The organism is Aeromicrobium marinum DSM 15272, assembly GCF_000160775.2.
Classification (GTDB): domain Bacteria; phylum Actinomycetota; class Actinomycetes; order Propionibacteriales; family Nocardioidaceae; genus Aeromicrobium; species Aeromicrobium marinum.
The window spans coordinates 48,582-72,882 of the sequence record NZ_CM001024.1 but is presented as its reverse complement, the minus strand read 5'-3'; the positions used below and the strand labels follow the sequence as shown (position 1 = coordinate 72,882).

Annotated in this window: 38 protein-coding genes and 1 tRNA gene; 34 read left to right on the top strand and 5 right to left on the bottom strand. The window is 69.2% G+C overall.

Annotation, left to right across the window (positions count from 1 at the left end; all coding sequences use genetic code 11):
- Positions 1 to 25: 25 nt before the first annotated feature.
- The 3 genes from ku to HMPREF0063_RS00480 all read left to right on the top strand — a co-directional run bounded on the left by ku (position 26) and on the right by HMPREF0063_RS00480 (position 4,051).
- Complete coding sequence (gene ku / locus HMPREF0063_RS00490; RefSeq protein ID WP_007076670.1) at positions 26 to 967, top strand: non-homologous end joining protein Ku; 942 nt, start codon at positions 26 to 28, stop codon at positions 965 to 967.
- A complete protein-coding gene (locus HMPREF0063_RS00485; RefSeq protein WP_007076669.1) occupies positions 957 to 3,290 on the top strand; it encodes an ATP-dependent DNA ligase in 2,334 nt (777 codons plus the stop codon). The genes ku and HMPREF0063_RS00485 overlap by 11 nt, the downstream gene beginning before the upstream one ends.
- 140 nt (positions 3,291 to 3,430) lie before the next feature.
- Positions 3,431 to 4,051 carry an FMN-binding negative transcriptional regulator gene (locus HMPREF0063_RS00480; protein ID WP_007076668.1) on the top strand — a complete coding sequence of 207 codons (621 nt, stop codon included), beginning with the start codon at positions 3,431 to 3,433 and terminating at the stop codon, positions 4,049 to 4,051.
- Positions 4,052 to 4,174: 123 nt separating this feature from the next.
- Here HMPREF0063_RS00480 and HMPREF0063_RS00475 read toward each other — a convergent pair.
- Positions 4,175 to 4,245, bottom strand: a tRNA-Thr gene (locus HMPREF0063_RS00475).
- 78 nt (positions 4,246 to 4,323) lie between these two features.
- Between HMPREF0063_RS00475 and HMPREF0063_RS00470 the strand changes: the two genes are divergently transcribed.
- Positions 4,324 to 5,562 (top strand): tyrosine-type recombinase/integrase, encoded by a 1,239-nt coding sequence (locus HMPREF0063_RS00470; RefSeq protein ID WP_040319999.1) that lies wholly within the window; start codon positions 4,324 to 4,326, stop codon positions 5,560 to 5,562.
- Here the strand turns inward: HMPREF0063_RS00470 and HMPREF0063_RS16445 are convergent.
- From HMPREF0063_RS16445 to HMPREF0063_RS00455, 3 genes are read right to left on the bottom strand one after another with little or no spacing between them, the layout of a single operon-like run.
- Complete coding sequence (locus tag HMPREF0063_RS16445) at positions 5,559 to 6,107, bottom strand: hypothetical protein (protein WP_007076666.1); 549 nt, start codon at positions 6,105 to 6,107, stop codon at positions 5,559 to 5,561. The two genes, HMPREF0063_RS00470 and HMPREF0063_RS16445, sit on opposite strands and share 4 nt — an antisense overlap.
- A 48-nt stretch (positions 6,108 to 6,155) precedes the next feature.
- On the bottom strand, positions 6,156 to 6,614 hold the full coding sequence (locus HMPREF0063_RS00460; protein WP_007076665.1) for an ImmA/IrrE family metallo-endopeptidase: 459 nt from the start codon (positions 6,612 to 6,614) through the stop codon (positions 6,156 to 6,158).
- On the bottom strand, positions 6,611 to 6,985 hold the full coding sequence (locus tag HMPREF0063_RS00455; RefSeq protein WP_040319997.1) for a helix-turn-helix domain-containing protein: 375 nt from the start codon (positions 6,983 to 6,985) through the stop codon (positions 6,611 to 6,613). The genes HMPREF0063_RS00460 and HMPREF0063_RS00455 overlap by 4 nt, the downstream gene beginning before the upstream one ends.
- Positions 6,986 to 7,083: 98 nt before the next feature.
- On the opposite strand from HMPREF0063_RS00455, the gene HMPREF0063_RS00450 reads away from it, so the two are divergent.
- Both HMPREF0063_RS00450 and HMPREF0063_RS00445 read left to right on the top strand, forming a co-directional pair.
- Positions 7,084 to 7,323: a helix-turn-helix domain-containing protein gene (locus HMPREF0063_RS00450; RefSeq protein WP_169309959.1), complete on the top strand. Its 240-nt coding sequence runs from the start codon at positions 7,084 to 7,086 to the stop codon at positions 7,321 to 7,323.
- A complete protein-coding gene (locus tag HMPREF0063_RS00445) occupies positions 7,320 to 7,526 on the top strand; it encodes a helix-turn-helix domain-containing protein (RefSeq protein ID WP_007076662.1) in 207 nt (68 codons plus the stop codon). The genes HMPREF0063_RS00450 and HMPREF0063_RS00445 overlap by 4 nt, the downstream gene beginning before the upstream one ends.
- A 254-nt stretch (positions 7,527 to 7,780) precedes the next feature.
- Here HMPREF0063_RS00445 and HMPREF0063_RS00440 read toward each other — a convergent pair whose 3' ends face one another.
- Complete coding sequence (locus HMPREF0063_RS00440) at positions 7,781 to 7,978, bottom strand: hypothetical protein (RefSeq protein ID WP_007076661.1); 198 nt, start codon at positions 7,976 to 7,978, stop codon at positions 7,781 to 7,783.
- 89 nt (positions 7,979 to 8,067) lie between these two features.
- Here HMPREF0063_RS00440 and HMPREF0063_RS00435 point away from each other — a divergent pair, with 89 nt between their 5' ends.
- The 28 genes from HMPREF0063_RS00435 (at position 8,068) to HMPREF0063_RS15475 (ending at position 24,247) form a co-directional block, all read left to right on the top strand.
- Positions 8,068 to 8,499 carry a hypothetical protein gene (locus HMPREF0063_RS00435; RefSeq protein ID WP_211208742.1) on the top strand — a complete coding sequence of 144 codons (432 nt, stop codon included), beginning with the start codon at positions 8,068 to 8,070 and terminating at the stop codon, positions 8,497 to 8,499.
- Positions 8,500 to 8,699: 200 nt separating this feature from the next.
- A complete protein-coding gene (locus tag HMPREF0063_RS00430; protein WP_007076659.1) occupies positions 8,700 to 8,945 on the top strand; it encodes a hypothetical protein in 246 nt (81 codons plus the stop codon).
- The gene (locus tag HMPREF0063_RS00425; RefSeq protein WP_007076658.1) at positions 8,942 to 9,505 is read left to right on the top strand and encodes an ASCH domain-containing protein; all 564 of its coding nucleotides are present in this window, start codon (positions 8,942 to 8,944) and stop codon (positions 9,503 to 9,505) included. The genes HMPREF0063_RS00430 and HMPREF0063_RS00425 overlap by 4 nt, the downstream gene beginning before the upstream one ends.
- Positions 9,502 to 9,708 (top strand): hypothetical protein, encoded by a 207-nt coding sequence (locus tag HMPREF0063_RS00420; RefSeq protein WP_007076657.1) that lies wholly within the window; start codon positions 9,502 to 9,504, stop codon positions 9,706 to 9,708. Before HMPREF0063_RS00425 ends, HMPREF0063_RS00420 begins: the two co-directional genes overlap by 4 nt.
- Positions 9,709 to 9,979: 271 nt before the next feature.
- On the top strand, positions 9,980 to 10,168 hold the full coding sequence (locus tag HMPREF0063_RS00415; RefSeq protein ID WP_007076654.1) for a hypothetical protein: 189 nt from the start codon (positions 9,980 to 9,982) through the stop codon (positions 10,166 to 10,168).
- Positions 10,169 to 10,170: 2 nt separating this feature from the next.
- On the top strand, positions 10,171 to 10,422 hold the full coding sequence (locus tag HMPREF0063_RS00410; RefSeq protein WP_007076653.1) for a hypothetical protein: 252 nt from the start codon (positions 10,171 to 10,173) through the stop codon (positions 10,420 to 10,422).
- Positions 10,423 to 10,448: 26 nt separating this feature from the next.
- Positions 10,449 to 10,634 carry a hypothetical protein gene (locus tag HMPREF0063_RS00405; RefSeq protein WP_156793987.1) on the top strand — a complete coding sequence of 62 codons (186 nt, stop codon included), beginning with the start codon at positions 10,449 to 10,451 and terminating at the stop codon, positions 10,632 to 10,634.
- Complete coding sequence (locus tag HMPREF0063_RS00400; RefSeq protein ID WP_007076651.1) at positions 10,634 to 11,380, top strand: hypothetical protein; 747 nt, start codon at positions 10,634 to 10,636, stop codon at positions 11,378 to 11,380. The genes HMPREF0063_RS00405 and HMPREF0063_RS00400 overlap by 1 nt, the downstream gene beginning before the upstream one ends.
- On the top strand, positions 11,377 to 11,649 hold the full coding sequence (locus tag HMPREF0063_RS00395; protein WP_007076650.1) for a hypothetical protein: 273 nt from the start codon (positions 11,377 to 11,379) through the stop codon (positions 11,647 to 11,649). Before HMPREF0063_RS00400 ends, HMPREF0063_RS00395 begins: the two co-directional genes overlap by 4 nt.
- Positions 11,646 to 12,371 (top strand): ParB/RepB/Spo0J family partition protein, encoded by a 726-nt coding sequence (locus HMPREF0063_RS00390; protein WP_007076649.1) that lies wholly within the window; start codon positions 11,646 to 11,648, stop codon positions 12,369 to 12,371. The genes HMPREF0063_RS00395 and HMPREF0063_RS00390 overlap by 4 nt, the downstream gene beginning before the upstream one ends.
- Complete coding sequence (locus HMPREF0063_RS00385) at positions 12,368 to 12,577, top strand: hypothetical protein (protein ID WP_007076648.1); 210 nt, start codon at positions 12,368 to 12,370, stop codon at positions 12,575 to 12,577. Before HMPREF0063_RS00390 ends, HMPREF0063_RS00385 begins: the two co-directional genes overlap by 4 nt.
- Complete coding sequence (locus HMPREF0063_RS00380) at positions 12,577 to 12,822, top strand: hypothetical protein (RefSeq protein ID WP_007076647.1); 246 nt, start codon at positions 12,577 to 12,579, stop codon at positions 12,820 to 12,822. Before HMPREF0063_RS00385 ends, HMPREF0063_RS00380 begins: the two co-directional genes overlap by 1 nt.
- Positions 12,819 to 12,956 carry a hypothetical protein gene (locus tag HMPREF0063_RS16440; protein WP_007076646.1) on the top strand — a complete coding sequence of 46 codons (138 nt, stop codon included), beginning with the start codon at positions 12,819 to 12,821 and terminating at the stop codon, positions 12,954 to 12,956. The genes HMPREF0063_RS00380 and HMPREF0063_RS16440 overlap by 4 nt, the downstream gene beginning before the upstream one ends.
- Positions 12,953 to 13,612 (top strand): hypothetical protein, encoded by a 660-nt coding sequence (locus HMPREF0063_RS00375; protein WP_007076645.1) that lies wholly within the window; start codon positions 12,953 to 12,955, stop codon positions 13,610 to 13,612. Before HMPREF0063_RS16440 ends, HMPREF0063_RS00375 begins: the two co-directional genes overlap by 4 nt.
- Positions 13,609 to 14,268: a helix-turn-helix domain-containing protein gene (locus HMPREF0063_RS00370; RefSeq protein WP_007076644.1), complete on the top strand. Its 660-nt coding sequence runs from the start codon at positions 13,609 to 13,611 to the stop codon at positions 14,266 to 14,268. The genes HMPREF0063_RS00375 and HMPREF0063_RS00370 overlap by 4 nt, the downstream gene beginning before the upstream one ends.
- On the top strand, positions 14,265 to 15,059 hold the full coding sequence (locus HMPREF0063_RS00365; protein ID WP_007076643.1) for a hypothetical protein: 795 nt from the start codon (positions 14,265 to 14,267) through the stop codon (positions 15,057 to 15,059). The genes HMPREF0063_RS00370 and HMPREF0063_RS00365 overlap by 4 nt, the downstream gene beginning before the upstream one ends.
- The gene (locus HMPREF0063_RS15480; RefSeq protein ID WP_007076642.1) at positions 15,056 to 15,838 is read left to right on the top strand and encodes a hypothetical protein; all 783 of its coding nucleotides are present in this window, start codon (positions 15,056 to 15,058) and stop codon (positions 15,836 to 15,838) included. Before HMPREF0063_RS00365 ends, HMPREF0063_RS15480 begins: the two co-directional genes overlap by 4 nt.
- 435 nt (positions 15,839 to 16,273) lie before the next feature.
- The gene (locus HMPREF0063_RS00345; RefSeq protein ID WP_007076639.1) at positions 16,274 to 16,597 is read left to right on the top strand and encodes a hypothetical protein; all 324 of its coding nucleotides are present in this window, start codon (positions 16,274 to 16,276) and stop codon (positions 16,595 to 16,597) included.
- Complete coding sequence (locus tag HMPREF0063_RS00340) at positions 16,590 to 16,883, top strand: hypothetical protein (RefSeq protein ID WP_007076638.1); 294 nt, start codon at positions 16,590 to 16,592, stop codon at positions 16,881 to 16,883. The genes HMPREF0063_RS00345 and HMPREF0063_RS00340 overlap by 8 nt, the downstream gene beginning before the upstream one ends.
- Complete coding sequence (locus HMPREF0063_RS00335) at positions 16,876 to 17,136, top strand: hypothetical protein (protein ID WP_007076637.1); 261 nt, start codon at positions 16,876 to 16,878, stop codon at positions 17,134 to 17,136. Before HMPREF0063_RS00340 ends, HMPREF0063_RS00335 begins: the two co-directional genes overlap by 8 nt.
- Positions 17,137 to 17,150: 14 nt before the next feature.
- A complete protein-coding gene (locus tag HMPREF0063_RS00330; protein WP_050760985.1) occupies positions 17,151 to 17,495 on the top strand; it encodes an HNH endonuclease in 345 nt (114 codons plus the stop codon).
- The gene (locus HMPREF0063_RS00325; RefSeq protein WP_007076635.1) at positions 17,492 to 18,481 is read left to right on the top strand and encodes a hypothetical protein; all 990 of its coding nucleotides are present in this window, start codon (positions 17,492 to 17,494) and stop codon (positions 18,479 to 18,481) included. The genes HMPREF0063_RS00330 and HMPREF0063_RS00325 overlap by 4 nt, the downstream gene beginning before the upstream one ends.
- Before the next feature lie 419 nt (positions 18,482 to 18,900).
- Positions 18,901 to 19,071 (top strand): hypothetical protein, encoded by a 171-nt coding sequence (locus HMPREF0063_RS16435; RefSeq protein ID WP_007076634.1) that lies wholly within the window; start codon positions 18,901 to 18,903, stop codon positions 19,069 to 19,071.
- A gap of 174 nt (positions 19,072 to 19,245) precedes the next feature.
- Positions 19,246 to 19,800 carry a hypothetical protein gene (locus tag HMPREF0063_RS00315; protein ID WP_007076633.1) on the top strand — a complete coding sequence of 185 codons (555 nt, stop codon included), beginning with the start codon at positions 19,246 to 19,248 and terminating at the stop codon, positions 19,798 to 19,800.
- Positions 19,787 to 20,833, top strand: coding sequence for a hypothetical protein (locus tag HMPREF0063_RS00310; RefSeq protein ID WP_007076632.1), 1,047 nt, complete (start codon positions 19,787 to 19,789; stop codon positions 20,831 to 20,833). The genes HMPREF0063_RS00315 and HMPREF0063_RS00310 overlap by 14 nt, the downstream gene beginning before the upstream one ends.
- Positions 20,820 to 21,467, top strand: a complete 648-nt coding sequence (locus HMPREF0063_RS00305; protein ID WP_007076631.1) for a hypothetical protein — start codon at positions 20,820 to 20,822, stop codon at positions 21,465 to 21,467. The genes HMPREF0063_RS00310 and HMPREF0063_RS00305 overlap by 14 nt, the downstream gene beginning before the upstream one ends.
- 19 nt (positions 21,468 to 21,486) lie before the next feature.
- A complete protein-coding gene (locus tag HMPREF0063_RS00300; RefSeq protein WP_007076630.1) occupies positions 21,487 to 22,944 on the top strand; it encodes a phage portal protein in 1,458 nt (485 codons plus the stop codon).
- Entirely contained in the window at positions 22,928 to 24,247 is a 1,320-nt protein-coding gene (locus HMPREF0063_RS15475) for a hypothetical protein (RefSeq protein ID WP_007076629.1), read from the top strand. The genes HMPREF0063_RS00300 and HMPREF0063_RS15475 overlap by 17 nt, the downstream gene beginning before the upstream one ends.
- The last annotated feature ends 54 nt before the right edge of the window (positions 24,248 to 24,301 follow it).

Genomic DNA, 24,301 nt, shown 5'->3' with positions numbered 1-24,301 from the left:
CACCACCCACCCCGAGGCGGACATCATGCGATCCATCTGGAAGGGCTCGATCAGCTTCGGGCTGGTCAGCGTGCCGGTGTCGCTGTACAGCGCCACCTCGAGCCACGACGTGCCACTGCACCAGGTCCACGAGGCCGACGGCGGCCGGATCCGGTACCAGCGACGGTGCGAGGTGTGCGGCCAGGTGGTGGAGTACGACGACATCACCCGGGCGTTCGACGACGGCCAGCGCACCGTGGTCCTGACCGAGGAGGAGCTCGACGAGCTCCCGGCCCGGGCCGACCACGAGATCGAGGTCGTGGAGTTCGTCCCGGCCGAGCAGATCGACCCGATCCGGCTCGACCGCGCCTACTTCCTGGAGCCGGAGGCTCGCGCCCTCAAGCCGTACACCCTGCTCCGGCGCGCACTCGAGGACTCCGACCGCAGCGCCGTCGTGACCTTCTCACTGCGACGGCGCACGCGCCTCGGGGTGCTGCGGGTCAGCGAGGGCGTGCTGCTGCTGCAGACCCTGTTGTGGGACGACGAGATCCGCGAGGCGGCGTTCGAGGTGCTCGACACGACGCCGCGCATCAGCGCCAAGGAGCGCGAGCTGGCTGCGGCGATCGTGGACTCGATGGCCTCCGACTTCGACCCCACCGACTACGCCGACGAGTACAGCGAGCAGCTGCGGGCGCTGGTGGAGTCCAAGCTCGACGCGGACGACACCACCGCCCCGGCGCGGCCGACCTCGCAGGACGACGACGGCGAGGGTGCCGAGGTGGTCGACCTGATGGAGGCCCTGCAGCGCAGCATCGACCGGTCGGCCCGGAAGCCGGCCCGCAAGAAGGCGCCGGCGAAGAAGGCCACGGCCTCGAAGACGTCGTCGAAGAAGTCGTCCACCGCGAAGGGCACGTCGAAGAAGACCGCCTCGAAGAAGAAGACCACGTCGAAGAGCACCGCCTCGAAGCGGACCGCGCGTGGCGCGTGACGCCGCCCCCCGCGAGCTGCAGGTCGGCGACCGGACCGTCCGGCTGACCCACCCCGACAAGGTCCTGTACCCGTCGACCGGCACCACCAAGGCCGAGGTGGCCGACTACTACACCCGGATCTCGCGGCACCTGCTGCGGCACGCGTCCGACCGGCCGGTCACCCGCAAGCGCTGGGTCGACGGGGTCGGGACCGCCGACGACCCGGCCGAGCCGTTCTTCGAGAAGAACCTGCCCCGGTCCGCGCCACGATGGGTCCGGCGGGTCGAGATGGCCCACCGCAGTCGCGTCACGACCTACCCGGTCGTGGGCGAACCGGCCGACCTGGTCTGGTTGGCCCAGCTGGCGGCACTGGAGCTGCACGTGCCCCAGTGGCGGGTCGACGCGGCCGGCGACCCATTGCCTCCGGACCGGCTGGTCATCGACCTCGACCCCGGCCCCGGCACAGGGCTGCCCGAGTGCGTCGAGGTCGCCCGGCACGCGCGGCGCCTGCTGCGGGACGTGGGGCTCAGCGCGGTGCCGGTCACGAGCGGCAGCAAGGGTCTGCACCTCTACGCCGCGCTCGACGGCGGTCACGACGCCTCCTACGTCAAGGAGTTCGCCCGGCGACTGGCCGAGGGGCTCGTGGACCAGCTGCCCGACCTGGCCGTCAGCACGCAGCAGCGGTCGCTCCGGGAGGGTCGGGTGCTGGTCGACTGGAGTCAGAACGACGCGCACAAGACGACCGTCGCCCCGTACTCCCTGCGCGGCCGGACCGAGCCCACCGTGGCGGTCCCCCGCACCTGGGCGGAGCTGGACGATCCCGGACTCCGGCAGCTGCGGTTCGACGAGATCCTGGAGCGCATGGAGGGTCGTCGCGACCCGCTCGCCCGGGTGGCCCGTTCCCCGCGCCCGACCGAACGGGACCGCCTGACCACCTACCGGTCCAAGCGCGATGCCGGCCGCACCCCGGAGCCCGTGCCGGACCGGGTCGGCGCCCCGAACGACGGTGCTCCGCGCTTCGTGATCCAGGAGCACCACGCCCGCAGGACCCACGACGACCTGCGCCTCGAGCGCGACGGGGTGCTCGTGTCCTGGGCCCTGCCGCGGGGTGTGCCCTCGGCGGGCGACGAGAAGCACCTCGCGGTGCACACCGAGGACCACCCCGTCGAGTACCTGGACTTCGAGGGCACGATCCCCGCCGGCGAGTACGGCGCCGGGACGATGACCGTGTGGGACACCGGCACGTACGAGGTGCACCGGTGGACCGACGACCGGGTGACCGTCACGCTGCACGGCCGGAGCGGTGGCGGCCTGGGCTCGCCCCGACGGATCGCGCTGGTCCGGACCGGCGGCGACGACTGGCTGGCGCGGGCGGTCGCCCCCGACCGGGCGGCCGCGGCTCCTCCCGCCCCCATGCTGGCCACCCTCGGACCCACCGCCGGCGACGCCGCCGCGACCGGCCGGTTCGACGACGCCTGGGCGTTCGAGATGAAGTGGGACGGCTTCCGGGTGATTGCCTCGGTGGACGACAGCACCGTGACCCTGCGCTCGCGGTCCGGCAACGACCTCACGCCAGCGGTGCCGGAGGTGGTCGATGCACTGGCGGACGCGGGACTGTCGGACTGCGTCCTCGACGGCGAGCTCGTGGCCCGCGACACCGGGGGCGCGCCGTCGTTCGGCCTGCTGCAGCGCCGCCTCGGACGTGACGCCGGCCCGCAGGACGTGCCGGTCGAGCTGCTGGTGTTCGACCTGCTGAGGTCCGGCGGCGACGACCTGCGCTCCCGCCCGTGGAGCGAGCGACGGGCTGCCCTCGACGGGCTGACGCTGCAGCCGCCCGTGTCGGTGCCGGCCGTCCACGACGGCGACCTGGCCTCGGCGGTCGAGGCGAGCCGCGCGGCACGGCTCGAGGGGGTCATGGCCAAGCGGCGGTCGTCGCCCTACCGCAGCGGAAGACGCTCCCCCGCCTGGGTCAAGCTCAAGCACGAGACGGTGGCCGACGTGGTCGTCGTGGGGTGGCGACCAGGTCGTGGTTCGCGGTCGGGTGGTCTCGGGTCGGTGCTGGTGGCGGTTCCGGACCCGTCGGGCGGTCTGCTCTACGCCGGGCGGGTCGGCACGGGCTGGACGGCCGAGGAGCGCGACGACCTGCGCAGGCGTCTGGAGCGGATCGCCCGCCGCACCCCTCCGGTCGACACCCCGCGCGACGTGGCATCGGACGCGCACTGGGTCACGCCCCGCCTGGTCGCCGAGGTCGCCCACGCCGGCACGACGTCGGCAGGCCGCCTGCGTCACCCCGTCTGGCGCCGCCTCCGGACCGACCTCTCACCCCCCGACCTCCCCACCTGACCCCTCCCCCTCCGCGAAATTACGGAGCCGGCACGGCTGTCTGTCACATGGCACGGCAGATCTGCCGTGCCATGTGACGGGTTGCCGTGCCCAGTACGTGGTCGTCGCGATCCGGTGGGCTCGCGGGATAGCCTCCCGCCATGTACGTCCCCCCACCCCACGCCGTCGACCACACGCAGATCCGCTCGATGGTCGAGGCCATCGGCGCCGCCGAGCTCGTCACGACTGCGGCTGACGGGTACCCGGTCGCGACGCTGCTGCCGATCCTGTGGAGGGGCGACACGGTGGTCGCCCACATGGCACGAGCGAACCCGCACTGGCGCGAGCTGTCCGACGACCAGCCGGCCCTGCTGGTCGTGACCGGGCCCCAGGCCTACGTGTCGCCGAGCTGGTACGCCGCGAAGGCCGAGCACGGGCGGGTCGTCCCGACCTGGAACTACACCTCCGCGCACCTCACCGGGCGGCTCACCGTCCATGACGATCCGGAATGGCTGCTGCACGCGGTCACCGACCTCACCGACCGGCACGAGGGTCATCGCGCGCAGCCCTGGGCGGTCGACGACGCACCGGCGGCATTCGTGGCGGGCCAGCTGCGCGGGATCGTCGGGATCTCGATGCGGGTCGAGCGGGTCGAGGGCAAGGCGAAGCTCAGCCAGAACCGCTCGACGGCCGATCGTGCGGACGTGGTGCACGGTCTTCGGCAGGAGGGCGTGCCCGGCGCTGCGGCCGTCGCCCGCGCGATGGACGCCGACGCCACCTGAGTCATCGCCTCCATCCGCCGCGATGACCGGACGCGGCACGGTTCGTTCTCACATGGCACGGCAGATCTGCCGTGCCATGTGACAGGTTGCCGTGCCGGCTCCGTAACTTCGCGCCGGTCGTGCTGGAGCCCCCGACAGGAGTCGAACCCGCGACATCCTCATTACAAGTGAGGAAGTCCGGTAGAATGGGAGGCAGAATCAGCCGTTATTGCAGTGCATAGAAATGCGTAGACATGCAGACGAATGGGTACAGAACGGGTACAGTCACTGAGGTGAACAAGAAGAACCCCCGCGACTACGGCTCAGGCTCGGTGTTCCAGCGCTCCGACGGGCTGTGGATCGGCCGCATCGAAGCCGGGTGGACAGCCAAGGGCGAGCGCCGGCGGATCCAGGTCAGCGCGAAGACCGAGGCGGAGTGCAAGCGCCGCCTCGTCAAGAAGAAGCGCGAGCTCGCCGAGCACGGGGTCCCGACCGAGGGGCTCGCCAGCACCACCTCGGTCAAGGTCTGGTCCGAGCAGTGGCTCCTCGAGCAGCAGCGCCGCCTCGCGTCGCACACCTGGGGCTCCTACGCCGGCACCGTCCGGAAGTGGATCGTGCCGACCATCGGCCACAAGCGCCTGGCCAACCTCACGCCCGGTGACCTCCGCGCCGTCACGCGCGCCGAGGAACAGGCCGGCAAGAAGCCCGCCTCCACCCTGGCCACGCGCCGCATCCTCGTGAAGATGCTCCGCGACGCCCGCATCGAGGGCCACCCCATCCCGGCTCGGATCTTCGACGTCAAGGCTCACACCCCACCACCATCAGACCGAGACGCCATCCCGCTGGCCGACGCGATCGCGATCATGAACGCGAGCCTCACGCTCCCCCACACGTCGCGCTGGATCGTCGCGTTCTTCGAGGGCATGCGACAGGGCGAGGTCCTGGGCCTCACCTGGGACCACGTCGACCTCGACCGCGGAATCATCGACATCGAGTACCAGCTCGACTCCCTGGCCTACCTCGACCGGGAGGCCGGCACCTTCCGGCACCCCGACCGGATCACGCCCAAGCAGCTCTGGCGCTCGTACCACCTGGTGCCACCGAAGTCGAAGAGCGGCCGGCGCATCATCCCGATCGTCGGGCCGGCGCTCGCCGCGCTCCAGCAGTGGCGCGAACTCGCTCCCCCATCACCCCACGGACTGGTCTGGCCGCGCCCCGACGGCCGGCCCATCAACCCCCAGCACGACACGGCGGAGTGGATCGACCTGCAGGACCGCGCCCAGGTCGCGAGCGTTGACGGCAACCAGGGCCGTCGCTACGCCGGCCACGAGATCCGCCACACCACCGCCACGATCCTGCTGGAGATCGGCGCCGACCCCCGCACGGTCGAGGCGATCCTCGGGCACTCGTCGATCGTCACGAGCCGCGGCTACCAACACGTGCGCGACGAGCTCAGCCGCGAGGCCATGCAGAAGGTCTCCGACCGATTCGCCTTCACCTTCCCTGAGTCACCGCGACCGATCGAGTCTTAGCTCAGAGTCCACGTCGATAGGTCTTCGCCGTCAACGGACCAGACAACTGACTCGATCTGGGCGTCCGCGGCAACCGGGAAGACGATCCAGCCTTGGACGCAATCTCCGATCTGCAGGTTGATATCCGATGGGTACACGGGCACCGGAAACTGGCGGTACTTCACGGTCGATGCCTCATACCGTCCACCAGCACCGTCTCGCAGTTGCCACGCACGCTCGTTGAACGCAACGGTCGTCGCCTCGGTCTCCGTCACCGCGTCGTTGCAAGAGGAGACCAGCGCGGCGTCCCAGCGCTGACCCGGTTCCGCGACCTCTGCGGGAGGAACCGAGGTCTGGTATTCGAGCACAGCAGCACGTGCGCCGCCGAGGGTGATCTCTGTGCCCACTGGGGTGGGACTGGGCTCGGGGTCGACCTGGGAACTTGGACGTTCGATCTCGACCGGTCCAGTCGGCGAAGGCGTCGACGTCGTCTCACTGCTGGCCGAGTCACCATCCCCGCAGGCGACGCAGACGAGCAGGGTCAGGGCGACGAGGCTTCTGCGCATGGGCAAAGGGTCTCGCACCCGTGCCACCGAGTCCACCAGATCGGCGACTCAGGCTCCGCAAGACTCTTGGATCGAGGCCACAGACCTGAGCACGCCGTCCCGTTCCATCGCGTCCAGGTCGTGCAGCCGGACCTCGAGCAGGTCGCGGGTCACGTGCAGGTTCCGGGCTGCGTGGCCGTGGTGGCTGGTCGTGGCCAGCTCAGTGGCGACTGCACGGAGATCGGGCAAGAGCACGCGGGCCGCGAACCGGTCGGCCTCGAGTTCGACGCGCTGGTCGTAGAACTTGTTGTCGCACGCCGGCCCGTGGCCGAGCACCACGTGCGCAAGCTCGTGCATCAGGCTGCAGCGCGCAGCCATCCGGCTAAGGCTGGCGTCCATCGCGATCGTGCGGACACCAGGGAACCAGCGAGCACGTCGGCCCTTCAGGATGCGGTCGTCAGTCGTCCACTCGAGGCGCACGTCCGGCATGTCGGCGAGGATCTGCCATGGGCCGGTGCTGCTCCTCATGCGTGATCGTCCCCGCTCTCGTCGTCCCGTCGCTCGGGCTCTGCTGCCGATGGTTCGTTGGCGAGGTCGACGGTAAGCGGGTCGTAGGACGGTTCCGGGTGCAGTTGCACCACGTTGCCGGCCAGCGCCGCGTCGACTGCTCGAGTGATCAACTCGGCGGGGTGGACACCGACAGCCGCGCCGAGCGCCGCGAGGTCTCGCACGTTGAAGACGACCTCGCCGGACATGCGCTTGTTCAGCGAGGTGTGTGTCATGCCGGCGCGCCGCGCCAGTTCGCGCACGCTACCGATCCGAGCGTCCCACCGCGCCTGGTCGATGACGCCGATGAGCTCCTGCGCTACCCGCAGAGCGTGATCGCGTGATGCATTCATGCAGCGATCGTCCCACATCCCCGACCCGAATGGAACGTTTCTGATTCGATTGTTTCGGTTGCTTGACACTGGAACGATATCGATCCATGCTGGTTGGCATGAACACGTTCCACGCAGCGGCCGAAGCGGTGGCCGGGGAAGTCCGGGCCGAGATGGCTCGCCAGCGGAAGACCCAGGCGGAACTGGCCACCATCCTCGGGACGACCACGGCGACCGCCGGCCGACGCCTGGATGGATCGGTCCCGTTCGACGTCGTCGAGCTCTGCATGGTCGCCGGGTGGCTGGGCACCAGCCCTGACCGCTTCACCGCGACGCTTCCGACGGTGGCTGCCTCATGAGCGTCAAGCCCGCGATGCTCACCGCTCGTGACGCCGCGACCTACCTGGGCCTGGGGCTGCGCGAGGTCCGCCGCCTGGTGAAGGCCGGCGAGCTCGACATCAAGTACATCGGGGCGAAGAACAACCACGAGTACCGGATCGTCACCGCGTCCGCCGACGCGTACATCGCGGCCCTGCCGTCCGAGCCGAGGCGGTCAGCATGAACGCCCCGCACTCGATCTCCGCCGAAGCCGCCCACGCAGAGCTTGCGAAGGTCCTCGATCGTGCGGCAAGCCTGGTCGCTGAGATCAGGGACGCAGGCCAGCACACTGGTGCGCAGGACGGAGTTTCCTCGGCCGAGGAGAAGTCGACGATCGAGTCGGTGACTGATCAGGTCCTCGACATGCTGTCGCAGTCTCACGCTGACACTCACGCGAGCCGGAGCGGGTTCGACCGTCCGGACCTTCACATGCTGTGGTCAGCTCTTGATGAGCTTCGTCATCAGAAACTCCTGCCGAAGCATGATCGTATTCTGCCGGTCCGCGATCTCACGGATCGCGAGCGAGAGGTGCTCAAGGCACTCACCGACCTTGTAGTCGGTACTGCTGGTGGTTCCGTTCTTGACCTCGGTGGCCTTCATCCATGCGAGGTTCGCTTGAGCCTTCGGGTCGACCATGTCGACTCCTCTTCTTCGGTGACTGGTTATCCCGAAGGTAGCGGCGCGGCAGGGTGCGCATGCTCTGCCGCGCCCTCCGGGGGTGTGTCATGACCGCCGACCTGCAGTGGCTTGCGGACCTGCCCGGCCGTTGCCCGGCCTGCTTCCTTCACGAGGTCCAGGGTCACCGCGCCCGGTTGGACGACGGCGTCACCGTCACGGGGTGCACGAACTCCGGCCCTGTGGGTGTGGCTGCCGGCACCGTCGCCCGTGACCTGGGCATCGCCGCGACCGTCGAGGCGCACCCCGACGACGCGGCACGGGTGGACGAGGTCCTGAACCGGTTCATCCGCTCGGGGAAGCCGTTCACTGCGAACGACACCCGCCCTCTACTGACCGGGGTCAAGGGCTCCGTGATCGGCGGCCGGTTCAACGCTGCCGCACGCCGCGGCCTGATGCGCCGCACAGGCAAGCGGGTGCCCTCGACAGACCCGGGCACCCATGCCCACCGCCTCGACGAGTGGCAAGGGGTCGCGGCATGAGCGGCCACCCGACCTGACCCAGTCCACCGGTGCTGCGGGCCCTCCCTTCGTCCCGGCACCGGAGCCCGACCAACTCCCTCGGTCGGGCAGGGGTCCCCCAGAGCAAGGGGACCCCACCAACTTCACAGCACAACAGATCGGGCCCCCGATCCACGCCAGCGAAGCAGCGACCGAGGGCCCACGAACTAGGAGCAGTCTAGATGAAGAGCACCCGAGAGGCCGGCAACGCCCGCCGGCGCCGGAAGGCGATCGAGCGGCGCGATCGCGTGCGGCTGATGGTCGAGCGGCAGCTCATGCGCGCGGGACGGACCCCGGCCGGCGTGATCATGTGGACCCACCACCGGTGCTGCGGACACGTCGACTACCTCCGCACCTACCCGACCCGGGAGCAGTTCGACGCCCACCGCGCCGCCGTCGCCAGCCATGCCTGCGAGGTGGCGGCATGAGGGTCTTGACCGTGCGCCAGCCGTGGGCCTGGGCGATCATCCACGGCGGCAAAGACGTCGAGAACCGGGTGCGGACGCTGGGTCCATACCGCGGGCCCGTGGCGATCCACGCAGGCCGTGGCTGGAGCGAGCACGCCTGCCAGGGCTGGGCCATGCGCACGGCCGTCCAATCGTCGGAACTTGGCTACCCGGCTGACGATTCTCAGACCTGGGCGGCCGACTCGATCGAGCGCGACGACAAGCGTTTCGTGTTCGGTGCCGTGATTGGTGTCGTCGACCTGATCGGGGTGCACGATTCACAGGACTGCTACGACGCGGACCTCCGACGCCTCGCCGAACTCGCCCGCGAAGATCACCCCGCGTTCCAGGCGATCCCCGATGCGGGTGGCGGTGGACTGATTGGGCGTGTGCGCCGCTGCTCGCCGTGGGCCATGGATGAACACCACCACCTGATGCTGGAGAACCCTCGGCCTATCGAGCCCATACCCGCGACGGGACGCCTTGGACTGTGGCGACCTGCAGCTGGCGTCATTGACCAGATGCAAGGAGCGCTCGCATGACCGCGGCGATCGCGCAGGCGGCCGTCGGTGTCCTGCTGTTCATCATCGCGGTGGTCTCCCTGTTCCTCCTGGCCCGTGAGGCGGTCCGCGTGGGTGACGCCCGTGCGGCGGCGGAGTACCTGCCGACGGTCGCTGGCGAGCACGAGCTGCGGTCGTTCACCGAGCGGTTCGTGGACCGGTCCCTCGAGAAGGCGCTGCTGTGACCGCCCTGTGGCTCGGCCTCACGATGTGGGCCGTGCTGGTCGCGCTGTTCCTGGTCCTCTGCTGGCGCACGGCGAGGTGGCGTCGATGAACGAGCTCCTCGTGGTCCTCCTCGGTGGCCTCGGCTGCTACTGCCTCGGCGTCTGGCACGGGTACCGCCGATGAGCGACCTGCAGATCGTCCTCGCCGGCTTCGCCCAGATCGCCGTGAACGTGTGGCCGGTGCTCGCCGTGCTCGCGCTGTACGGGGCCGTGTCGTGGCGGGAGTCCCGCCGTGGCTGACCGACACCTCACTGCCGTCCCCCAGCGCGACGTGGTCCACACCCTGCCCCTCATGTGCCTGCGGTGCGGCAAGCCCACCGAAGGCTCCGGCCTCGTCGTCGACACCGGCGACTCGTACCAGCTCGTGGTCCGTGACCACGAGATCCAGATCCGCGACAACCACTGCCCCAAGGAGAACTGAACATGGCCACTGCCAAGAAGACCGAGACCCCCGCCGACGAGACCGCGGAGCCGAAGCCCCGGACGCCGCAGGTCGCCCCGCCCACGCACATCGCGTACCTCGCCATCGATGGACGCCTCGTCGACATCGCCGCGTTCGGCACCCGGAAGGCCGACCGCGAGGATTCCAAGGACTACGCCCTGGAGAACGGGTGGAAGGTCGCCACGATCCCCGCCGGCGTCACGGTCCGCACGCACCTGGACCTGACCTCGTGAGCGACACCGAGGCTGTCGCGCCTGACATGCGAGAGCACGACGACCACTTCTTCGCCGTGGGCGACCTGGTGCGTGTCGGCAAGGGCCGGCAGACGTGGGCGATCACTGGCTTCTTCGGGGACGCGTTCTCCTACGCCGCTCTGCAGCGGCCGGACCAGCCCACCTCGTCCAGCAGCGCCCACCTGTCCCGCCTCGTCCCGGTGGTGTCGTGATGCCCCAGGACTACGCGTACCACAAGCTGTGGCGGCACGAGCGGGCCCAGGGGCGGCTGCGGACCGTCGAGACGACCCGAGCCCGCCTGCACATCGCGTCCTGCCTCGGTGCGGGGATGAGCATCCGGGCTATCTCCGCGGCTGCTGGTGTCGCCCCGACCGCGGTCCACAACATCCACCGCGGACAGGAGCGTGCGCGCACCGTCACGGTCGCGAAGATCCTGCAGGTCGTCCCCGGTGTCACCACCGCCGCCTGCAAGGACACGACCGAGTCGTTCGTCCCGAAGGTCGGTGCTGTGCGCCGCATCCAGGCGCTCCTCGCGCTCGGCTGGTCCCACGCGGAGCAGTCCAAGCGGGCGGGCGTGGTGACCGCGACGGCCATGCACCAGCAGGGCCGGTGGATCACCGCCACCACCCACCAGCGCATCGACGACATGTACCGGGATTTGTGCATGACGCCCGGCCCGTCGGAGGTCACCCGCCGACGGGCCGCAGCCCGCGGCTACGTCCCGCCGCTGGCGTGGGACGACATCGACACCGACCCCACCCCGGCCGCTGCTGATGCAACCGCGGGACAGGTCGACGAGGTCGCCATCGCTCGCGTGCTCGCCGGTGAGCGCCTGACCCTGACCAGCCCTGAACGCGCCGAGGTGTTCGACCGGCTGATGGCCGAGGGCCGCGGCTGGAACGAGATCGAACGACTCACGGGCATGAACGTCGCCCGCCAGCTGAGGAGGAGCGCATGAACATCGGCGAGGCGGGCGACTTCTTCGCGGTGCTCCGGGGCATGGAGTCCGACGCAGACTGGGCGACCAGGGACAAGGCCCAGGAGGCGGCCGAGCGTCTGACGAAGCGAGCGAACCGCACCCTGGGTGCCGGGCCGCGGCCCGAGCAGGTCGTGGGCCTGCTCGAGGACGTCCATGCCGCGATCGCTGAGGCGTCGGACGCCGGCCTGGTCGTGCAGTACGCCGACCGCACCGTCGAGACGGCGCCCGCGGTGGGTGGTCTGCTGTGAGCAGGACACGCCAGTCCGTCACCTTCCTGCCGATCGACGCGATCCGCGAGCACGGCAGCAACGTCCGCGACAGCGTCGGCGACGTCACCGAGATGGCCGCGTCGATCCGCGAGCACGGGATCCTCCAGCCCCTCATCGTGACCGAGCACCCCACCACCGCGAAGGCGTTCCTGCTCCTCGCCGGCCACCGCCGCCGCGCCGCCGCGATCAAGGCGGGCCTCGACCGGGTGCCGTGCATCATCCGCCACGACCTCGGGACGGACGAGCGGGAGCACGTCGCGATCATGCTCGTCGAGAACGCCCAGCGCCGACAGCTCACACCCCTGGAGCGTGCCCGCGCGATCGGCCGACTCCTCGAGTCCGGGATGAACCAGTCGGAGGTCGCCCGCGCCACCGGCATGCACGCCTCCTCGGTCAACACCTACGCGCTGCTGCTGGAGCTCGACGACGACGCAGCGGAGGCGGTCGAGGCCGGCGACATCACCGCGGCCGACGCCACGAAGGCCGTCCGCGCCGCCCGCCAGGCACGACGTGACCGCGACGGCACCCCAACCCGCGGACGCCCGGTCATCCTCGACCCCCCGCACCTCACCAAACGCCACCCCCTCGCTGCCACGGCCCGCAAGGCCTGCCGCCACACCACCCGGCCGAAGGTCGGCTATGTCGCCTGCGGCCAGTGCTGGGAGCACGCCATCCGCACCGACGAGAGGACCCAGTCGTGAAGACCTCCGCAACTCACACCCCGGGCAAGCCGGTGGTGACCGACGACGGCTACGTGATCGTTTCCGGTCAGCGCATCGGCCAGGCCCTCCGGTTGAAGTCGCGTCGGTGGATCTACCGCGAGCGCGGCGGCCTGCACTCCCGCCAGTCGTGGCCGTCGCGTGAGCAGCTCCTCGACGACCTGTTCGGTCACGGCGGGTGGTCCTGATGCCGTGCTTCCCCCGCATGCGGATGGGCACCGAGACTGACCCCGGGTGCAAGGCCGACTGCCTCCACCGCCGCCTCGTGCAGGAGTACAAGGCTGAGCGGATCCGTCAGGAGGACGCCGCGGTCGAAGCGTCGATCGGCTACGCCACGGAGTACGCCGAGTACGTCGCCGAGCACCCGCTGATCACGTTCAAGGACTGGCTGATCATGACGAAGGGCCCCGAGCAGCAGCAGGTCGCAGCATGAGCGCCCGCTTCCGGTCCCGGTCCGACGCGTTCCGTGCTGCCCGCGCTTCCACCAACCGGTACGGGGTGCTGCTCGAGGTGACCTACCAGGCTCACACGCTGCTGTGCTGGGTCGTCAGGTCGGTGAGGTCATGAGACTGCACCTCGACGATCTCCGGTCCCTGCTGGGTCCGGTGCTGCCGTTCGCTGACGAGGACGGCGACCGCCTCTACAACGGGTTCGTGCGGATCCACTCCACCGGTGGTGAGCTGTTCGCGACGGTTGTGGGCGCTGGGTCGCAGATCGCCCACTCCCGCGCACGGTTCCCCCACACGGTTCCCGAGGGTGTGCAGGCCTTCATCCCAGCCGAGACCGCCTGGATGCTGCTGGACCGCCCCAGAGCGACGATGGTCCACCTGGCCCAGGGCGCGGACCGTCTGGACGTGACGATCGAGGCCCCCGGGCACACCGAACTGCTCGAGGTCGCGAGCCTGCACCCGTCGGAGTTCCCCAACCCCGCACGGACCATCGCGGCCGCGTTCGACCACCCCGGCGACGGACCCGCCCGCCTCCCCGCCGCGTCCATGCCAGCGGTCGGGGCAGCGGCCCGAGCGTGCCGGCAGCCGGTGCTGATCTACCCGTCGAAGACCGGCCACCCCGTCACCGTCGCCCTGGGAGAGCACGTCCTGATCCTCCTGGGCAACGACTACGGCTACCGCCGGTCGACCACCATCCACTCCCCCTCAGCCCAACCCGTGAAGCCCGAACAGGCGTGGGCCCCGATCCTCAACCCTCTGGAGGCCACAGCATGACCGACCGGATCGAAGCCGCAGTGCCCCACGCTGCCCGCCTGGTGTGCGCTGTCGCTGAGGGCGACGCCCGGGAGGCCCACGACGTCCTCCTGTCGCTGACGGTGGCCGAGCTGCACGCCCTCGCGGTGACGCTGGCGGCGTCGGTCGACCCCGAGCTGCCGCTGCTCGTCGGCCCCCAGGTCCCCCCGGAGGCCGGGCAGGTCGGCCAGGTGGTCCTCGCGGTGGCGGTCGCCCTGCGCATCCCGTCGACGGACATCTACTCGCCCCGCAAGACCCTGGACCTGGTCGACGCCCGACACATCGCGTTCTGGATCTGCCGCGCCCTCGACGTACCGGTGACGGCGATCGGCCGGGCCATGCACCGCGACCACTCCACCGTCTCGTCTGGTGCCCAGAGGGTCACCCGCACGCCCGCCCTGCTGCGCCGTGCGGAGCAGATCCACGCCGACCTCGTCGGTGTCCCGTCACACGATGACGCCATGACCACCCCCGACACCCCCGAACAGTCGCCGGTGTCTCGCAGCCCTTCCAACGCCCACCCGCACGTCCGACGGTCTCTCATCAGGTCCGTCCACGTGCCCGCCGAGGTGCTCGTGCAGGAGTCCCAGGACACCCACAACGACCAGTCCGTCCACAACCTCGGAAGGACCGCATGAGCATGTTCATCAAGCTGTCGGTGCACTACTACGACGACGTCGTCCTCGCGTCCCTGGAGGACGCGCACGAGGTGATGTTCACCCGGGGTCTGGCGTACTGCGGCCGGACGCCGACGGGTGGCCTGATCCTGCGGTCGAAGGTCCTCGAGCTGACCCGCAAGACCACCCAGGCACAGGCCCTGCGCGTCGCCGAGCGGCTGTGTCAGCCCGTCGGGGACTTCGAGGGCCCGTGGGTCAAGGTCGCGGCCGGCTACCAGGTGCGGAACTGGTCGCACTACCAGGACCAGCTCGACCAGATCGAGTCGCGGCGGAAGGCCGACCGGGAGCGGAAGAGGTCCGAGCGGCAACGCAAGACCGTCCGTGGAACGTCACGTGACATGTCACAGGACGAGTCACGCGATGTCACAGGGGGAGATAAAGAGAGAGAGGGAGATGCTGCTGCTGCAGCACGCGGCGGCAGCGTCGACCTCCCCGGAGACCTCCTCGTGCTCCGCACGAAGTTCCGCGAGTGGACCGCACTGGCCGAGGTGTCCTGGTCATCGCTGAAGGCCGACCAGGTCGCGGAGATCTCCCAGCTCATCGCCACCCACGGCGACACCCGCCTCCTCGAGACCGCGAAGGCCACCCACCGGTCAGCAGCGTTCGTCCAGGCGTTCATCCCCACGTGGAGGGACCTCGCCGGCCCCCGATTGGTGGCCGCTGACGAGCCGCGGTGCGACGTCTGCGGCACCACCGAACGCCGCCACGACGCTGCCGCCTACGCCGACCACGAGTTCCAGGAGGCGTCATGACGCGGTACTGGACACCGGCCCTGAAGCCGTTCGGCCCCAGCTCGCTGTCGAAGCGACCGGAGATCGACTCGATCATCGCCGTGAACCGGAAGCCGTGGCGAGTCCTCGAGGTCCGCGACCACCCCGACGCTGACATCGACTACGAGGTGTTCGTGAAGCCGGTCGACGACGAACAGCACTACGGCTTCACCGTCCGGCCCCACGCCGCCCGCCAGTGGTGGGAGCTGCCAGAGCACTACGCCGTGTGCCACTCCTGCGGAGAGCTCGCCCCGTGCCGCGGGCACGAGCAGGCTCAGTACGCGGCCGACCAGGCCAGGCAGCTCGAGCATGAGATGCGACTCCTCCCGGGCTGCTGCCCTGGCTGCCAGGAGCCGATCACACCCCGGCAGCGGTCCATCGAGTTCCCCGGCGAGTACGTGCTCAACCCCCTGATGGAGCCGAGCCCCCGGTTCCACCTGCGGAGCAAGTGCTGGAGCGCTGCGGCGAGGTACGAGGAGAAGTGGGTCGTCGCCTGGCCTGGGCGACAGCGATCGCTCCTGACGCTGAAGTGCGCGGGCACCGTCGTCGTGCACGGAGACGGCTCAGCCGAATGCCACGGGGCCGAGGACAGCGACTGCCCGTCCGTCCATGCCCGCCACCGAGGGATGTCGGCTTGCTACGTCCAGAGCCGCGGTTGCCCGCGCGGCTGCAGCACGGTCGGCCACCCCGGCACTCGCGTCGCCGGCGCACCGGAAGACCCCCGAGACATCCACCCCACCACCGGAGGAGCACCACGATGACTGACTACAGCGACGACCGATACGGGTGCATGAGAGTCCACATCGCAGCCCGCCGTGGTGAGCTCGCGTGCTCCCGCTTCCGCCGGAACACTCTGCGGTCTCACGCGAAGGCGCACGGGCTCAGGCTCGGCTCGTTGAGGAAGACCGATCTCGCGTGGCAGATGGCTCAGCACGGTCTGATCGACGCGAACGGCTACCTGCGCGACGGCTTCCCGGTTCCGGGCGCACCGGGCAAGGGGGCGGGACAGTGAGCGCGGCCTACGTCAGGTCCACCTACGGCGTGGACTTCAAGCGGGGTGATCGGGTCACGGTCAACGGCAGGCCAGGCCTCGTCGTGTCATTCCCCAGCCAGTACGTCGGAGTTCGCTTCGACGGCGAGAAGGTCACGTGTCGCTGTCACCCGACATGGCGCATCGAGCACGCCGAGGTGTCCTCGTGAGCGCCCTCGACAGGGCGACCGAGGTGGTGGCCGAGGCGCTGGCGGGTGCAGGCGACGCGGAGAACTGGATCACCGAGGCCCGCGCCGTCATCGCCGCGCTCGTGGCCGAGATGGGTCTGGTGGAGGACGCGTGGGTCGACTGGTGTGAATCAGAGGCCCGCGACAGCGAGGGCTACTACCACCGCTGTACCAAGAACGGCGACCACGACGGCAACCACGAGAACGACTACGTGCCGTCATGGCCGTGGGACGACAACAGCGACGAGCGCAAGGTTCCCCGCTCCCGCCTCGTCACCCGATGGGAGCCGAGCGATGAGTGAGCCGACCGTGATCCTCTGCGGCAACTCGATGGCCGTCGACATGTGCCTGACGTGCGGAGGGTGGCTGCACCGCGAGGTCCGTGGCGGCTACGTGTCAGGTGCCTGGCGCTACTGCTCCGAGGACTGCGTCGCCGACCAGCAGGAGTTCGAGGACGAGGTGCACCTCCGCTGCCGGGACATGCTCTGCGACTGCCCTGAGGTCTGCGCACCCCGTGGCCTCCCGAACGCTGCCCAGCTCGCGGAGTGGGCGGCCTACCTCGACGCCAAGGATGCCACCGATGAGTGACGCCCAGGACCGCGCCTGCGGCGACATCGACTTCGTCCGTGATCAGGACGGGGTCTCGTGCGCGAACTGCGGCCGGCTGTTCCCTCCTGGGCAGGCGTTCTTCGAGCACGTGGACGCGTCGGTGCGGGAGCACTGGGAGCGGACGGCCTCGGCTGCGGTGAAGGAGATCGCAGTCCTGATCGACGCTGGGGAGCCGTGGAAGTACCGGGCGGCTGCTGAGCGGATCCATGCACACGTCGGTGGTGGCGAGTGAGCGGCTTCTCACCGATGACCCGCGAGCTGATCATCGAGCGCGCTGGTCAATGCTGCGAGCGGTGCTACCGGTACGCCCGGGGCGGGTCGATCCACCACCGCCGGCCGCGGGGCATGGGCGGGAGCCGCCGGCCGGAGACGAACGCAGCGTCGAACGGGGTGCTCTTGTGTGATGGCCCGGCTGCCGCTGACGGCCAGGGCGGGTGCCACCGGTGGGTCGAGAACCACCGCACCGAGGCGCTCGAACTCGGCCTCCTCGTCCCCCAGGGCCACAACCCCCGCACCACCCCAGTCCAACTGCACGTCGGCCTGGTCTACCTGACCGACGACGGCATGTACGAGCACGAGGAGCCCACGTGACCGAAGCAGAGAACAGCGAGACCTGGAGCCCCGAGGCGTTGAGGTTGTCGATCACCAGAGACCTGAGAGACATCGTCCGGCTGTACGGCTCGCTGCCGGATGAAGCGGCACACAACCCTTCGTCGTCTCTATTCCCGGGCGGTGAAGCGCTGAACCTGGCTGCGCCGGCCGCGAGCCTGACGGCGTGGGAGTTCCAGTACGAGACGATCGATGGCCGCGAGTACAAGACCGAAGCAGCACACCAGCGAGCGATTGGGTACGCCGAGGATCAGGTCGGCGAGTTTCACCCCCGGCTGCTGCTGTCAGAGTGGGAGGACCAGCTCAGGTACGCGCACGGCCAACGAACCGACTTGGACAGCACCGTCCCTTCAGCGGCGAAGTACATCGCCGGGAAGATCGACTGGATGATCCAGCCGGACCACAACAACCGGCCCACATTCGGGCCCGTCGGCCAGATGGCCAGAGACCTGCGAACGTGTGTCACCCAGATGGAGAACACCACGAAGGACGGCACCAGAGCCGAGTTCGCACGAGTCACCTGCATCGCCGAATCCTGCGAGAGCAAGCCGCGGCTCATGAAGTTCTGGACCGCGCAGGTCCGGTGGGACCACTACAAGTGCCCGGCCTGCGGGGCCACATACACGCCCCAGCAGTTCATCAACGCCCGCCGACAGAACATGCACAGCCGCGGTGCAGCACGGTTCCTCATGCCCTCGGAGGCGGCCACGGCAAGCGAGGTGCCGCTGAAGACCCTCGTGTCGTGGATGGCTCGCCGGAACGTGGCCAGCGCGTTCGAGATGCCCACCGGGCGCCGCCTGGTCTGGTGGCCGGACGTCAGAGAGCGTGCAACCCAACGGGCCATGCGACTCAAGCGGCAAGCAGCACGACGCGCGGAGCAGCAGCGAAAGGCTCAGGAGCAGGCCAACGGCAACGCCGACCCGGCACAGCCCGAGGCGACCGGCAACGACACGCGGAGGGCATCGTGACAACCCGACCGAACGTGTGGCAGACTTCAACTGCAGACCAATTCCGTTACTTGGCGTTCCCGAAACCCAGTGCGGCAGGTCCTCACCTACTGGAATCCCAGTCATGACCAAGCGAGTCTGCATCCAGTCCGGTTGCCCCACACTCGTCGAAGCCGGCACCAGCAGGTGCGTCGAGTGCGAGCGGAAGCGCGAACGAAACCGAGGATCCGCCCACGCCCGAGGCTACGGTCGACCGCATCGTGCCGAACGTGAAGCGTGGCGCCCGAAGGTCGAGTCTGGTGTCGTCCACTGCCGACGCTGCATTCGGCTGCTGGGTCCGTTGGAGCCGTGGGATCTGGGCCACCCTGACGCGGACTGTGATGCGCCCACTGGACCCGAGTGCCTGGGATGCAACCGCGCTACCTCCGGGAGGTGACCGGGTGAGACTCCAGGTCCACCTCCTTGGTCTCGTACTGGACGTGCGACTCGGTGTCTCAGCCTCCGCGGACGACCGCCCTGAGCACATCGAGGACCACACTGGCTACCAAGTCGGGTTCGTCGAGTCGCAGGGCTTCTCGACCGACGTGGACATGCCTGAGAGGGGTCTCTGAGAGGGGTGGGGGGCACCCCCTTCGAGGGCACCCCGAGGGGACCGCGGGGGAGGGCTTTCGCTGGTCCGTCAGGTTCAAAGGATTTCCGGGCACGCCTGACGGTGGTGCCTGATGCTGCCGGCGCGATGCCGGTGGCCACCCGATCGGCGCGACGCCGAGATGTGGAGAACGGTCATGCCGAAGGGAGGAGCACGCGTCAACTCCGGTCCGCCACCGGACCCGAACGCGTTGCGGCGTGACCGACCGAAGGACAAGGACGGTTGGATGACGCTCCCGGCGAAAGGTCGCCGCGGGCGTGTCCCGAGATTCCCGCTGCTGCCGCACAAGGCTCGAGCGGAGCAGGACGTCGGCGACGATCCAGACGGGTCGAAGCTGACCGTCGTCCGGGCCGAGGACCTCGACGACCGTGAGCTGCAGCTGTGGCGCGAAGCGTGGAAGACGCCGCAGGCTGAGGCGTGGGAGAAGTTCGGCTGGCATCACGACGTGGCCCTGTACATCCGGCACCTCGCGGCAGCTGAACTGGGCGACATGAAGGCAGCGAGCGAGATGCGGCAGTGGTCGGACCGGATCGGTCTGAACCCCGTCGCGATGCTCCGTCTTCGCTGGCGGATCTCCGTCGACGAGCTCGGCGCCCGCCGTGCGGCGGCGCCCACTGGGGAACAGCCGCCGGCAAGGGGAAGTGACCTGCGGAAGCGGCTCAGCGCAGTCACCGACGATGAACAGGCCTAGGCGCCCGAACCAGACGCTCGCCGTCGGGCTCGGCTGGATCGAGGAACACTGCGTCGTCCCCGACCGGTTCGCCGCCGGCGCGCCGCTGCGGTTGTACGACTTCCAATTCGAGTACCTGGCGAAGTTCTACACCGTCCGTGGTGACGCAGTGTGGAACCCGGCGAACCCGATGCTCGGCGAGGCTTTCGTCTACCAGGAGGGACTGCAGGTCGGTCCCCAGAAGCTGGGGAAGAGCCCCGGTACTGCTGCGCACGTCACGCTCGAGGGCGTCGGACCGGCGCTGTTCGCCGGATGGGCCGGTGAGGACGACGGGTACGCGTGCTCGGACTGGGGTTGCGGTTGCGGGTGGGAGTTCCCCTACGCGCCCGGGGAACCCATGGGGATGCCGTGGGCGACGCCGCTGATCCAGATCACCGCGCTGTCCGAAGAGCAGACCGACAACATCTACGACGCGCTGCGTCCCATGATCGAGCTCGGTCCGCTCGCGGACCTGATCCCGAAGACCGGTGAGGAGTTCATCCGGCTGCCCGGCGGGGGCCGGATCGACACCGTGACGTCCAGTGCTACGTCTCGGCTCGGCGCCCGGGTCACGTTCCGACCGGCCGACGAGACTGGCCTGTGGTTGAAGTCGAACAAGATGGTCGCGGTCAACGACACCCAGCTGCGTGGTCTTGCCGGCATGGGCGGCCGGTCCTCGCAGACGACCAACGCGTGGAACCCGGCGGAGAACAGCGTCGCCCAGATGACGTATGAGTCGCCGTCCGAGGACATCTACAAGCAGTTCCGTCAACCGCCGCCGCAGTGGTCGTACAAGAACAAGGTGGAGCGGCGCAAGATCCACCAGCACGTGTACGGGGAAGTGCTGAAGGAGAACGGCGGGCACGTGCCGTTGGAGTCGATCGAAGCTCTGGCGGTCAAGCTGCTGGCTCGTGACGCGGCGCAGGCTGAACGGTTCTTCGGCAACCGGCTCGTCGCTGGATCCGGGGCGTGGTTGAAGGAGCTGCTGTGGGAGCGGGCGTATGCCGGCGCCTAGCAGCAAGCTGTGGCTGCCGAACCCGCCCGACGGGACGCAAGTCGCTGGCGGGTTCGACGGGTCCGAGAACGACGACCACACGGCGATCAAGCTGGAGACCCGGGCTGGGCTGCTGTTCACGCCCAGGTACGGGCCAGATCGCAGGCCCACGATCTGGAAGCCGGAGGAGTGGGGCGGGCAGATCCCCCGCGACGAGGTCAACGAGGCGTGGGCCGAGATCAACCGCCGCTACGGGCTCTCGCGGGTGTACTGCGATCCCGGTTTCCACGACGAGGTGTCGTGGGAGACGGAGATCGAGGAGTGGGCCAACGAGTACGGCGAGGACGTGTTCATCCCGTGGCCGACGAACCAGATCGGTCGGATGTACCCGGCGTTGACCCGGTTCGTCGCGGACCTGAAGAACGGGCGCCTGAAGCACGACGGGTGCCCGATCACGACCACCCATGTGGGCAACGCGCGCAAGCTCGCGAAGTCCGCCGACCGGTACATCCTCGGCAAGCCCGCACCGACTCAGAAGATCGACAGCGCGGTCACCTCGGTGATCGCACACGAGGCGGCGTCCGATGCGCGCGCCGAGGGGTGGCCGGACTCGACCAAGGCCGGCGTCTCGACCCAGATGTACGGATTCTCCTAGACCACGGAAGCGGGGCGGCATGGACCTCAGCACCGCCCTCGACCGGCTCAACCTCGGTGTCGCCGAGATCGTGAAGAAGCGGAAGGGCTGGGACCGTCGGGAGCAGTACTTCCGCGGCGACCAGGACCGTCCCTACGCCCCGGTGGGCGTCAACGAGGAGTACGAGGCGCTCCTGGACATGTCGATGGCGAACTTCCTGGAGATCGCGATGCGGGCGCCGATCCAGCGGATCGCGGTCGACGGGTTCACCAACGGCAAGGACATGAAGCCGGACAAGAACTTCTGGCGTGACGTGTGGCAGTCGAACCGGATGGACCGTCAGCAGCGGAAGCTGTACGAGCCGATGATGGTGCACGACTTCGGGGTCGTGGGCGTGTGGATGAACACCCGTGACAAGAGCCGGCCCATCGTGCGGGTGGAGAACGGTCGCCGGGTGCACCTGGAACGGGACCCGCAGGACCCGACCCGGTTCATCTGGGCGGTCAAGACGTACACCGAGCGGCTGCGTGAGCCGTCGCAGCTGCTGCTGCCGAACGGTGCTGCGGTCGTGACCGAGCGTGAAGTCGCGTGGGTGTACGACGAACTGTCCTGGGCTCGGTTCTACCGTGAGAACGGTTCGGGGATGTGGAAGTTCGAAGCCGACGGAGAGCACCCGCTGGCCGATGTCCCGTTCGTGCCGTACTGCCTGAACGATGACGCTGACGGGAACCTGCACCCGTCGATCGAGCCGCTGATGCCGCAGCAGGACGCGATCAACACGATCCGTTTCAACACGCTGCTGGCCATGCAGTTCTCAGCGTTCCGGCAGCGGGTCTTCACCGGCTACGACCCCGTCATCAAGGACGCGAACGGTCAGATCCAGTGGCGCAAGAACAGCGACGGTTCCTTGGCGCTGGACGCGCAAGGCCAGCCGCAGCCGCTGTTGAACACTCCCGGCCGGATCGGGGTGGACCGGGCGTTGGTGTTCCCCGGGACTGAGACGAAGGTCTTCGACCTCGCCGAGTCGAACCTGAAGAACTACATCGAGGTGTTCGACGCGTTCCTGACCACGTTCTTCGCGACCGGTCACATCCCACCGCAGTACCAGTTGAACAAGATGGCGAACCTGTCCGGCGACGCGATGTCCGGGGCGGAGTCGACCCTGCAGGCACTGATCGCGGACATCCAGCAGGCCACCGGCGAGTCGCACGAGCAGATGGCGATCCTCGCTTCACGTGCCGCCGGCGCCGACAGTGAGGACGTCGCGTCGGAGGTCATCTGGGGTGACGGTGAGGTCCGGTCGTTCGCTCAGACTGTCGACGCGGTGGTGAAGCTGATCAGCATCGGGTTCCCGAGGCGTGCGGCGTTCGAGATGATCCCCGGTGCCACGCAGGTCAAGGTCGACGCGTGGATGGACCAGGCTGAGGCGGAGGCAGTCGATCCGACGTTCGAGCGGATGGCGCGCGACCTCAGGATGTCCGATGGCGTCGATTCCTGATGCTGCGCAGCGCCACTACCGGCTGATCCAACGCCTCCAGCTTCTGGCGGTCGGGTCCGGTCGCCGTGCGTGGGACCGGTTGGACGGTCGGGCGGTGGGGCGGTCGTGGGATGAGCAGATCGCGTTGCTGTACCCGGTGGTGACCGCGATCCAGCAGCGCAGTGCGGTGTCTGGGGCGACGTACTCGGCCATGACGATCGCCGAGCAGGGCACCTACCTTCCTCCGTCGGAGTTCGTCGATCCGAACGCGTTCGTCGGGTACGCGTCGGACGGTCGGACCATGGTGTCGCTGCTGACCGCCCCCGCCGCCGCGGCGGGGTCCCGGATGAGTCAAGGGATGGCCGTCCGTGACGCGCTCCTGGTCGGCCGCAGCGTGCTGGACCGGATCCTGGAGACGCAGGTCGCAGACGCCGCTCGTCAGGCAGCTGGCGCGGACATCGCGAGCCGTCCCGGGGCCGGCTACGTGAGGGTGGTCAGCGTCGGTGCATGTTCGCGGTGCACCGTCCTCGCGGGAAGGTTCTACCGGTGGAACAAGGGGTTCCTCCGGCACCCGAACTGCAACTGCTCCCACGTCGGCACATCGATCACCAGCCAGGCTGAGGCGATCACCAAGGGCCTCATCGACGACCCCTACCAGGCGTTCTCGGAACTGTCGGAGACACAGCAGGACCGGATCTACACCAAAGCCGGGGCCAAGGCGATCCGCGAAGGGGCGGACATCTCCCAGGTGGTGAACTCGCGGCGCGGGATGACCCCGAACGGGCTGTTCACGACTGAAGGCACCACACGGTTCGGCAACGCCCGGACTGGTCTGCGGGCAGGGCAACGTCGGCTGACACCTGAGGGCATCTACGAGCAGGCGGAGCGGTTCGGCCGAGATCGGCAGTGGGCCGTGGAACGTCTGCGCGAACACGGGTACATCCTTCCGGCCGGGCAGATCCCCACCGGGGCGCTACGCGGACAACGTGAAGGGTTCGGGCAGCTCGGGTCCGGTGGGCGCCGGCGGGCGGCCCGCGAAGCGATCGAGGAAGCCCGTCGGACCGGTGTTCGGGACCCGCGGAGCCGGTACACGATGACGGCAGCCGAGCGGCGCTTGAACGATGCGCGCCGCCGGTACGAGGTGGCGTTGTCCGGTCGGAGCCCGTACTCGTCCCCCGGGTTCGGCAACACACCAGACCCGATGGGTCTCGGACTGAACCGTGGTGGCACCCGGTTCGTTCCCGTCACCCCCACAGAACTGGCGATGGCTGAGCGCGAGTACCGCGCCTACCTCGCGACCGGCGGTCAGATCTTCGACCGCTGAACCCCACACGTCCGGCAGCGCGAGGCCGCCGGCTGATCCCCCGCGATGGAGGAC